The 10207-nt window shown below is 64.3% G+C and carries 7 protein-coding genes and 1 rRNA gene (1 of these 8 cut by a window edge); all 8 read left to right on the top strand.

Annotated features, from left to right (window positions below; genetic code table 11):
* Positions 1-5 precede the first annotated feature (5 nt).
* On the top strand, positions 6-1019 hold the full coding sequence (locus H1S04_RS13435; protein WP_181746056.1) for a YeiH family protein: 1014 nt from the start codon (positions 6-8) through the stop codon (positions 1017-1019).
* A 603-nt stretch (positions 1020-1622) separates the two neighbouring features.
* Positions 1623-3908: an Orn/Lys/Arg decarboxylase N-terminal domain-containing protein gene (locus tag H1S04_RS13440; RefSeq protein ID WP_181746057.1), complete on the top strand. Its 2286-nt coding sequence runs from the start codon at positions 1623-1625 to the stop codon at positions 3906-3908.
* Between the two features lie 12 nt (positions 3909-3920).
* Positions 3921-5456, top strand: coding sequence for an arginine/agmatine antiporter (gene adiC, locus H1S04_RS13445; protein WP_181746058.1), 1536 nt, complete (start codon positions 3921-3923; stop codon positions 5454-5456).
* Positions 5457-5636: 180 nt separating this feature from the next.
* Positions 5637-5831 (top strand): heavy-metal-associated domain-containing protein, encoded by a 195-nt coding sequence (locus H1S04_RS13450; protein ID WP_181746059.1) that lies wholly within the window; start codon positions 5637-5639, stop codon positions 5829-5831.
* A 10-nt stretch (positions 5832-5841) separates the two neighbouring features.
* Positions 5842-6228, top strand: a complete 387-nt coding sequence (locus tag H1S04_RS13455; protein WP_181746060.1) for a DUF305 domain-containing protein — start codon at positions 5842-5844, stop codon at positions 6226-6228.
* Positions 6229-6421: 193 nt separating this feature from the next.
* Positions 6422-8893: a heavy metal translocating P-type ATPase gene (locus tag H1S04_RS13460; RefSeq protein WP_181746061.1), complete on the top strand. Its 2472-nt coding sequence runs from the start codon at positions 6422-6424 to the stop codon at positions 8891-8893.
* A gap of 53 nt (positions 8894-8946) precedes the next feature.
* On the top strand, positions 8947-9381 hold the full coding sequence (gene cueR / locus H1S04_RS13465; protein ID WP_181746062.1) for a Cu(I)-responsive transcriptional regulator: 435 nt from the start codon (positions 8947-8949) through the stop codon (positions 9379-9381).
* Between the two features lie 812 nt (positions 9382-10193).
* Positions 10194-10207 (top strand): 16S ribosomal RNA (locus H1S04_RS13470); it runs 1447 nt beyond the window's last position.

Consider the following 10207-nt stretch of genomic DNA (forward strand, 5'->3'; position numbering starts at 1 on the left):
GCCCCATGCGCCTGTTGTCCTCGCCGCGCTCTCCCGTCACGGCCCTGCCATTCACCCAGCAGATCGGCCGGCTGGCGCGCGGCTTCCTGCTGGCCTGTCTGGTCGCGGCGGCGGCGCGGTTCCTGTCGGATCATTACGGCGCGCCGGCGATGCTGATGGCGCTGCTGATCGGGATGGCCTTCAATTTCCTTGCCGCCGATCCGCTTTGCGCGCCGGGGCTGGCCGTCACCTCGACGACGCTGCTGCGCGCCGGCGTGGCGCTGCTGGGCTTCAAGCTGAGCGTGGCCGAACTGGCCGAGCTTGGCTTTCGCTCCTTCGCGGTGGTGCTGGGGCTGATGGCCCTGACCATCGGCTTCGGCGTCGCCGTGGCGCCGCTGCTGAAACGGCGCTGGCGCTTCGGGCTGCTGACCGGGGGATCGGTGGCGATCTGCGGGGCCTCGGCGGCGCTGGCGATCTCGGCCCTGCTGCCGAAGGGCAAGCAGCTGGAACAGGACACGCTGTTCACCGTGGTCGCGGTGACGGCGCTGTCGACGCTGGCGATGATCTTCTATCCGGTGCTGTTTTCCATGCTGGGACTGAGCGATGCGCAATCGGGCTTCCTGATCGGGGCCACCGTGCATGACGTGGCGCAGGTCGTGGGCGCGGGCTATTCGATCAGCGAGACCGCCGGCAATATCGCCACCATCGTGAAGCTGCAGCGGGTGGTCATGCTGCCGGTGGTGCTGCTGATCGTGATCCTCGTCTCGGGCGAGGGGCAGGCGAAATCGCTGCGCCTGCCGGGCTTCGTGGTCGCATTCCTGGCCTGTTTCGCGCTGAACAGCACCGGGCTTGTCCCGGAACGCGCCGCCGCCCTGGCCGCGCAGGGCTCGCAGTGGCTGTTGCTGATCGCGATCTCGGCACTGGGGGTGCGGACCTCGCTTTCGGCGGTGTTCAGCCTTGGCCCGCGCCACCTGCTGCTGATCGTGGCCGAGACCGCGTTCCTGCTGCTGATGGCGCTGGTTGCGGTGCGGTTCCTGTGACCTGCCGATGTGATTCGCGACGCGCCAGGCCGCCCGAGCGGGGCCTTGCCGCAGTCCGGCCGTGCAGGGCACGGGACAAACTCGTCCGATATTCGGTAGGAGGTGCGGATATGCGGTCCGGCCCCTAAATGCCGAGGCCATCTAGTCTATGAAATTCTGTAGGCCAATTGTGGCGCGAATTGAAATTTCTAATCGTTTGTATCGACGCGAAGCGGGGTCCGTTTCGCGAGGAGATTTTTATTTGCTGATGAATATTATTCCTGGCTTTTGCATTTTGCATCTTCCGATTATTTTATGTGTATAAATCCGAGCGAATTACGAGGCGATGGTTTGCGCCATTTTTTATCTGCAAGCATTTGATTCTAATCATGAAAAGGTGACCTATCGGCAAATGGTGCGCCAGCACGTCACTGCTGGAGATAAATTCATTAATTTCAGATAGTTATTTTGATCAACCTGTCCTGCGCTGGCGGTTGGGCAGGACGCAGGACCGGCAGGCAGGCGAATATCCGCTGCTGCGACGTTGATTTAAATCAAAGTCACGCGTGATTCCGGGAATAGATTGCGCAGCGTTTCTGACGCAATTATCGAATGGAGATTAACATGCCGTCACGATTTAAGTTGAAATTGCCCATGAAGGTGCTGCTGGTTCACAAGCCCATTTCGCGGGATTCGGCCGGTTGCCGCGCCGTCTCGGATCTGGTCGAAGAACTGGACCGCCGCGAGATCGACGTGGTGCATTCCTGCCGCGCCGACGATGCGCTGGCGATCATCAATTCCGATCCGACCATTCAGGGGCTGCTGCTCGACTGGGAACTGCAGGACGCTGATCACGTCGAACCGGCCCTGACCGTCCTGAACGCGATGCGCGAGGTGAATGCCGATCTGCCGATCTTCCTGGTGGCCGAGCGCAGCGTGGCCTCGGCGCTGTCGGCCGATGTCATGACCAAGGCCGACGACTTCATCTGGCTGCTGGAGGACACGACCGACTTCATCGGCGGCCGTATCATGGCGGCGATTGCGCGTTATCGCGCCACCGTCCTGCCGCCGATGTTCGAAGCTCTGGTCCGGTTTTCCCGCACCAACGAATATTCCTGGCACACGCCCGGCCATACCGGTGGCACCGGCTTTCTGACCTCGCCCGCAGGTCGCGCCTTCTTCGAGTTCTTCGGCGAAAGCCTGTTCCGTTCGGACCTCTCGATCTCGGTCGGCGAACTGGGGTCGCTGCTGGACCATACCGGTCCCATCGGCGAGGGCGAGAAATACGCCGCCAAAGTCTTTGGTGCCGACCGCACCTATTACGTGACCAACGGATCGTCGACCTCGAACCGGGTGATCCTGATGGCCAGCGTGACCCGCGATCAGGTGGCGCTTTGCGACCGCAACTGCCACAAGTCGGTGGAACATGCGATGACCCTGTCTGGCGCGATCCCGACCTACCTGATGCCGACCCGCAACGCGCTAGGCATCATCGGCCCGATCCCGCCCGAGCGGCTGACGCCTGCCGCGCTACGCCGCATCGTCAGCGACAACCCCTTGGCCGGTGGCGGCGCCAAGCCCGTGCATGCGGTCGTCACCAACTCCACCTATGACGGGCTGTGCTACAATGTTGCGCGGGTCGAGGAATTGCTGGGCGAAAGCGTCGACCGGCTGCATTTCGACGAAGCCTGGTATGCCTATGCCCGCTTCAACCCGATCTATCGCGAGCGTTACGGCATGCATGGAGAGCCGGGCACCCGCGACCGCAGCAAGCCCACGGTCTTCACCACCCATTCGACCCACAAGCTGCTGGCGGCGCTGTCGCAGGCTTCAATGATCCATGTCCGCGACGGCCGCAACCCGATCGACCATGCCCGCTTCAACGAGGCGTTCATGATGCATGCCTCGACCTCGCCCTCCTATCCGATCATCGCCTCGAATGATGTGTCGGCGGCGATGATGGAAGGTTCGGGCGAGAAGCTGACCGGCGAATCCATCCGCGAGGCGATTGCCTTCCGCCAGATGATCGCCCGCCTGAACGCCGAGATTTCGGACGAAGGCGGCTGGTTCTTCGACATCTGGCAGCCTTCCGAGGTCAGCGATGCGCGCGGCACGAAGGTGGCATTCCACGAATGCGACCCGGCCTGGCTGGCGCAGGAACAATCGGCCTGGCATCTGGCGCCCAATGCCAAATGGCACGGTTTCGGCAATATCGAGGCGGGCTACTGCATGCTCGACCCGATCAAGGTGTCGATCCTGACGCCGGGCATGGATGCGCAGGGCGACATGAAATCGGTGGGCATCCCCGCAACCGTCGTCACCGCCTATCTGGGCGCGCGCGACATCGTGGTCGAAAAGACCACCGATTTCACCATCCTGATCCTGTTCTCGCTGGGCGTGACCAAGGGTAAATGGGGCACGCTGGTCAATGCGCTGCTGGATTTCCGCAAGGATTACGACGCCAATACGCCGCTGGAGCGCGCCATCCCGCAACTGGTCGCCAGTCATCCCGAACGTTATCGCGGCATGGGTCTGCGCGATCTGGCCGACCGGATGTTCGCGACCATGGGCGAGCTGAAGACCACGAAAACCATGTCCGAAGCTTTCGAGATCCTGCCGACCCCCGACCTCAGCCCGGTCGCGGCTTACGAGGAACTGGTGCGCGGCAATATCGAAAAAGTGGTGCTGGACGATCTGGCCGGGCGGACGCTGGCGACCGGGGTTGTTCCCTATCCGCCGGGCATCCCGCTGATGATGCCGGGCGAGAATGCCGGTCCCGCCGATGGTGCGCTGATCGGCTATCTGAAGTCGCTGGAAGCCTTTGACGAGCGGTTCCCCGGCTTCGGCCACGACACCCACGGCATCGAGATCGAGGACGGTGTCTATCACGCCCTCGTGGTCCGGCAGTAAGGAGGGCGGAACATGGCTGACGTTCAAACCGCTGCCTCTACGGCCAGCACGGCTGGCAAGATGGGGCTGGTCCCGGCGACCCTGATGGTCGCGGGCAATATGATGGGGTCGGGGGTGTTCATGCTTCCGGCCAACCTTTCGGCCATCGGCAGCATCGCGCTGATCGGCTGGCTGATCACCGTGGTGGGGGCGGTGGCACTGGCCATCGTCTTCGCCAAGCTCGCATCCATCGACCCGGCGGCGGGCGGGCCTTACGCCTATACGCGCAAGGTCTTTGGCGATTACATGGGCTATCAGACCAATCTGGTCTATTGGCTGGCCAATGTCATCGGCAACGTGGCGCTGGCGATTGCCGGCCTTGGCTACCTGTCGCATTTCTTCCCGGCGCTGAACCAGCCCGTCATTCTGGCCTTCGCGGCCATCGCGGTGATCTGGTTCTTCACCTATGCCAATATCCTCGGGCCGCAGCTGGTCGGGCGGGTGCAATCCGTCACCACCATCTTCGCGCTGATCCCGATTCTGGGCACGGCGCTGTTCGGCTGGTTCTGGTTCAGCGGCGAGATCTATGCCGATGCCTGGAACGTGTCGGGCAAAAGCGACACCAGTGCGGTGATGGCGACGCTGACCTTCACGCTCTGGGCGTTCATCGGGGTGGAAAGCGCCTCGGTCTCGGCGGGGGTGGTGGAAAACCCCAAGCGCAACGTGCCCATCGCCACCATTGGCGGGGTGGTGCTGGCCTCTGTCGCCTATGTGCTGAGTTCGTCGGTCATCATGGGGATGATCCCCAATGCGGAACTGGTCGTGTCCTCGGCCCCCTTCGCCGATGCCGCGCGGCTGGCGCTTGGCGACATGGCGGGCGGCATGGTGGCGCTGTGCGCGGCCGTCGGCTGCCTCGGCTCGCTGGCGGGCTGGACGCTGCTGGTCGGGCAATCGGCCAAGGCGGCGGCCGATGACGGGTTGTTCCCCGGCATCTTCGCCAAGGTGAACCGGCGCAACGTGCCCTCCATCGGGCTGGCCATCGTCGCCGGGCTGATGAGCCTTCAGGTGCTGGCCACCATGTCGCCCACCGCCAGCGAGCAGTTCGGCAAGATCGCCTCGATCTCGGTGATCCTGACGCTGCTGCCCTATATCTACTCGATGATCTCGGTGCAGATTCTGGGTTATGGCAAGATGAGCCACAACCAGTACACGTTCATCGTGGCGGCGGGGCTTGTCGGCGCGGTCTACTGCCTGACCGCAATGGTCGGCTCGGACGGCCAGCAGGTGCGTTGGGCGCTGATCTTCGTGATCGCGTCGGTGGTGTTCTATTCCTCCTCGATCGCGCGCAAACGCGAGATGGAAGAACAGCATCTGCATCCCGGCGGGGTGGCGCCGGTCTGGGTGCGCTATCTGGCGCTCGGGGTGACGATTCTGGCGCTGATGATGACCTTCTGGCTGTCCATCGGTCAGGACCGCGACCTGAACCTGCGCTTCCGCGATCCGCCGCCGCCGGCCGTGGCCGAGCAGCTGGCCCCCGCGTCTGCACCTGCACCCGCGCCTGCGCAGTAACGGCGATCCGTCGCCTGCGCGCCGGCTGAACGCGGCGCGAAACGACCTGAACCGGCGCCCCTCGGGTGCCGGTTTTCTCATGCCTGCGATTGCGACTGGTGGCGGCCCGAAAACCCCTTGACCTTCCAACGGTGGGAAACCCCATATCCGGTGCCGGACACGCAAAGAAGGAGGTTTCCGATGAAACTGCATGTCGAGAACATGACCTGCGGCGGCTGCGCGGGCGCGGTCAGCAAGACGCTTACCCGGCTGGATGAAAACGCCAAGGTCTCTGCCGATCCGGCCAGCCGGACCGTCACCGTCGAGACCTCAGCCGCGCCGGCCGAGGTGCTGAAGGCGCTGGATGCCGCCGGTTTCCCCGCCGTCGCGAAATAAGGAGCAGACCATGAACAAGCTGACACCGATCTTCATCGCCGGCGCCCTCGCCATCTCGGCCGGGCTTGCCATCGCGCAGGGGCAAGCCACGCAGGAGACCGCCCCGATGGAAGGCCATGACATGAGTGCGATGGCGGCCGAGAGCCCTTCGACTGCGGCCTATCAGCAGGCGATGGACCGGATGCACAAGGACATGATGGTCGATTACACGGGAAATGCCGATGTCGATTTCATGCGCGGCATGATCCCCCATCATCAGGGCGCCATCGACATGGCGAAGGTGGCGCTGGAATATGGCTCTGACCCCGAGGTGCGCAAGCTGGCCGAGGAGGTCATTGCCGCGCAGGAGGCCGAGATCACCATGATGCAGGACTGGCTGAAGGCGCGGGGCGAGTAACGGCCGCCCCCTCAAGACGACCAAGGCCGGCGCCCGCGCCGGCCTTTTTTTCGCGATCACGGCTGCCTATTTTCCCAATGTTCCAGTCATGGGAAGGTTTTTCACCGAAACGCCGTTTTGGTCCTTGACCTTCCCACGATGGGAAGCCCCATATCCGATGCCGGACCTTGAATCTGAAGGAAAGGAAGCGGCCATGAACGCCCCCGCCCGCAGCCCCGCTGCCACCGTGACCCTGCCGATCGAGGGCATGACCTGCGCCTCCTGCGTGGGGCGCGTCGAACGTGCCCTGAAAGAGGTGCCGGGCGTAACCGGGGCCGTGGTCAACCTTGCGACCGAGCGCGCGGCGGTCTCGGGCGACGATCTCGACCGGTCCCGGCTGGTCGCCGCCATCGAGAAGGCGGGCTATGAGGTGCCCGCTTCCGCCACCGGCCCGGTGGAGCTTTCCGTGCAGGGGATGACCTGCGCCTCTTGCGTCGGGCGGGTCGAGAAGGCGCTGAAGGCGGTGCCGGGCGTCACCGGCGCGGCGGTGAACCTCGCCACCGAGCGCGCGACGGTGCAGGGCACTGCCGATGCCGCCAGCCTGATCGCCGCCATCGAAAATGCCGGCTATGAGGCCGCGCTGGTCGACAGTTCCGAAAGCGATCGCGACGATGCCGCCGCGCGCAAGGATGCCGAGGAACGCGCCCTGAGGCGCGACTTCACGCTGGCGCTGGCGCTCACCCTGCCGGTTTTCCTGCTGGAGATGGGCTCGCATCTGATCCCCGGCGTCCATCAGCTGATCGACCGCAGCATCGGCATGCAGAACAGCTGGTATCTGCAATTCGCGCTGACGACGCTGGTGCTGTTCATCCCCGGCATCCGCTTCTATCAGAAGGGCCTGCCGGCCTTGCTGCGCGGCGCGCCCGACATGAATTCGCTGGTCGCGGTCGGCTCGCTGGCGGCTTACGGCTATTCGCTGGTCGCCACCTTCGCGCCCCGGCTGCTGCCGCCCGGCACCATCAATGTCTATTACGAGGCCGCCGCCGTCATCGTCACCCTGATCCTGCTGGGCCGCCTGCTGGAGGCGCGCGCCAAGGGCCGCACCTCGGAGGCGATCAAGCGGCTGGTGGGCCTGCAGCCCAAGACCGCGCGGGTGCGCAGGGCAGGGGGGACGGCCGATCTGGATCTCGCCTCGGTTCACCCCGGCGACATCGTCGAGGTGCGTCCGGGCGAGCGTATCCCCGTCGATGGCGAGGTGATCGAAGGCGAGAGCTATGTCGACGAGGCGATGATCACCGGCGAGCCGGTGCCGGTCGCGAAAGCCCCCGGCGCGATGGTGACCGGCGGCACGGTGAACCAGAAGGGCGCCTTCGCCTTTCGCGCGACGGCGGTTGGCGGCGACACCGTGCTGGCCCAGATCATCCGCATGGTCGAGGAGGCGCAGGGTTCGAAACTGCCAATTCAGGCGATGGTCGACCGGGTGACGATGTGGTTCGTCCCCGCCGTCATGGCGGGGGCGGCGCTGACCTTTGCGGTCTGGCTGGTCTTCGGGCCGTCCCCGGCGCTCAGCTTTGCGCTGGTGAATGCCGTGGCGGTGCTGATCATCGCCTGCCCCTGCGCGATGGGGCTGGCCACGCCGACTTCGATCATGGTCGGGACCGGGCGCGGGGCCGAGCTGGGGGTGCTGTTCCGCAAGGGCGAGGCGCTGCAGCTGCTGAAGGACGCGCAGGTGGTCGCGCTCGATAAGACCGGCACGCTGACCGAAGGCCACCCTGCCCTGACCGATCTGGATCTGGCGCAAGGCTTTGACCGCGCCGATGTGCTGGCCCGCATCGCGGCGGTCGAGGCGAAATCCGAACATCCCATCGCCCGCGCCATTCTGGAAGCCGCCGAAGCCGAAGGGCTGGTGCTGCCGCCGGTTTCGGGTTTTGAATCGGTGACCGGATACGGGGTGCGCGCCATCGCGGGCGATCAGCCGGTCGAGATCGGGGCTGACCGCTTCATGGCGCAGCTGGGCCATGACGTTTCGCCCTTTGCGGCGATTTCCGGGCGGCTGGCGTCGGAAGGCAAATCGCCGCTTTATGCCGCCATCGGCGGCAAGCTGGCGGCGATCATCGCCGTCGCCGATCCGATCAAGCCGACCACGCCCGCCGCCATCGCGGCGCTGCACGCGCTTGGCCTGAAAGTGGCGATGATCACCGGCGACAATGCCCGCACGGCGCGCGCCATCGCCGACCGGCTGGGCATCGACGAGGTGGTGGCCGAGGTGCTGCCCGACGGCAAGGTCGACGCGATCCGCCGGCTGCGGGCGCAATACGGCAAAGTGGCCTTTGTCGGCGACGGCATCAACGACGCCCCGGCCCTGGCCGAGGCGGATGTCGGCCTCGCCATCGGCACCGGCACCGATATCGCCATCGAGGCCGCCGATGTTGTGCTGATGTCGGGCAGCCTGCAAGGCGTGCCGACCGCCATCGCGCTGTCGCGGGCCACGATCGGCAATATCCGGCAGAACCTGTTCTGGGCCTTCGCCTATAATGTCGCGCTGATCCCGGTGGCCGCCGGGGCGCTGTATCCGGCCTTCGGCATCCTGCTGTCGCCGATCTTCGCGGCGGGGGCGATGGCGCTGTCCTCGGTCTTCGTGCTGGGCAACGCCCTGCGCCTGCGCCGCTTCCACCCCGCCAGTTGAGCGTTCTGTCCGGCTTCCGCTATGGGGCCGGACCCAGCAACAGGAGATCTCCCATGAATATTGGTCAGGCCGCGAAATCCTCGGGCGTGTCGGCGAAGATGATCCGCTATTATGAACAGACCGGGCTGATCCCGCCGGCGGATCGCCGCGCCTCGGGTTACCGCGATTATGCCGACACCGACGTGCATATGCTGCGCTTCATCCGCCGCGCCCGCGATCTGGGCTTCTCGGTGGCCGAGATCGGCGAGCTGCTGGGGCTGTGGCGGGACAAGGATCGCCACAGCGCCGATGTGAAGCGAATTGCCAGCGACCATATCGGCGCGCTGGAGGAAAAGATCCGCGACATGCAGGACATGGTGGCGACGCTGAGCGATCTGGTCGCCTCCTGCCGGGGCGATCATCGCGCGGAATGCCCCATCCTCGCCCGGCTGGAAACCGACCCGCCCGACGAGGACCTGACCGTCCTGCCGCGCAGGGGGGCGGTGTGATCGGGCGAAATCGGGCCGATCCTGCGATAGGAACGGATCAGCCTGCGGATGGATCGGCGATAGGCGCAGGATGTCCTTACCGCGTGCGACTCGTGCGTGCGGGCGGCGAATCGCGCCTCCAATCGGGGTCGAGGCGGATGGCGGGACGTCGACATCCAGGCCCTTCCAGCGATTCCCGCCTGTCTGTGCTGGGGTTTTTGCTGGTTTGGCCCTCGCGCAGTCCGGTCTTGCTCCTCGTGCTGATTCTCGAAATGGCCGCGCGGTCGAGGGAAATATCATCGGGCGCCGCAAAAATATATCATCAAAATCAATATGTTGTAAGATTGTTAAACAATTATGTCGGAATCCTCTTGCGGCTTTGTTTTTGTCGTCCTAGATAGCCGCTCACCGAAACGGACTGGCGGGAACGCTGGGAGGGATCGGGGGGCCTTTGGGGGTCACGGAAGAAAAAGTTGAGATTGTGTCTTGACGGATTTGGATGTGGTTCTTAAGTAGGGCTTCTGCTTCGGGAACGGGGCGACAATCTTTGGAGCATCGGCTTTGACGGCGCCGGAAGTAAGGGCGCGGTTGGGGTTGTTTTGCTTCGCTGCTATTTGACATTGTGACGTATACTTGAAGAGATATGCGGGCGGTTTGGTCGATACGACCGGAAGACCTGTATATCGGCCTACTAGGGGCTTGCCCCGATGATGTAGGTGTCAGCTTCACTGTTTGGCGGTTCTACGGAAGTAGGAACGACAAGCAGAAGCATCCTTCCTTCAGGGGAAGGATGATGTGCAAGGTCTTTCTGTCAAGGACATCTTCGGATGTTTCAACTTGAGAGTTT

Origin of the sequence: Paracoccus sp. S1E-3 (genome assembly GCF_013868135.1) — a bacterium.
Taxonomy (GTDB): Bacteria; Pseudomonadota; Alphaproteobacteria; order Rhodobacterales; family Rhodobacteraceae; genus Paracoccus.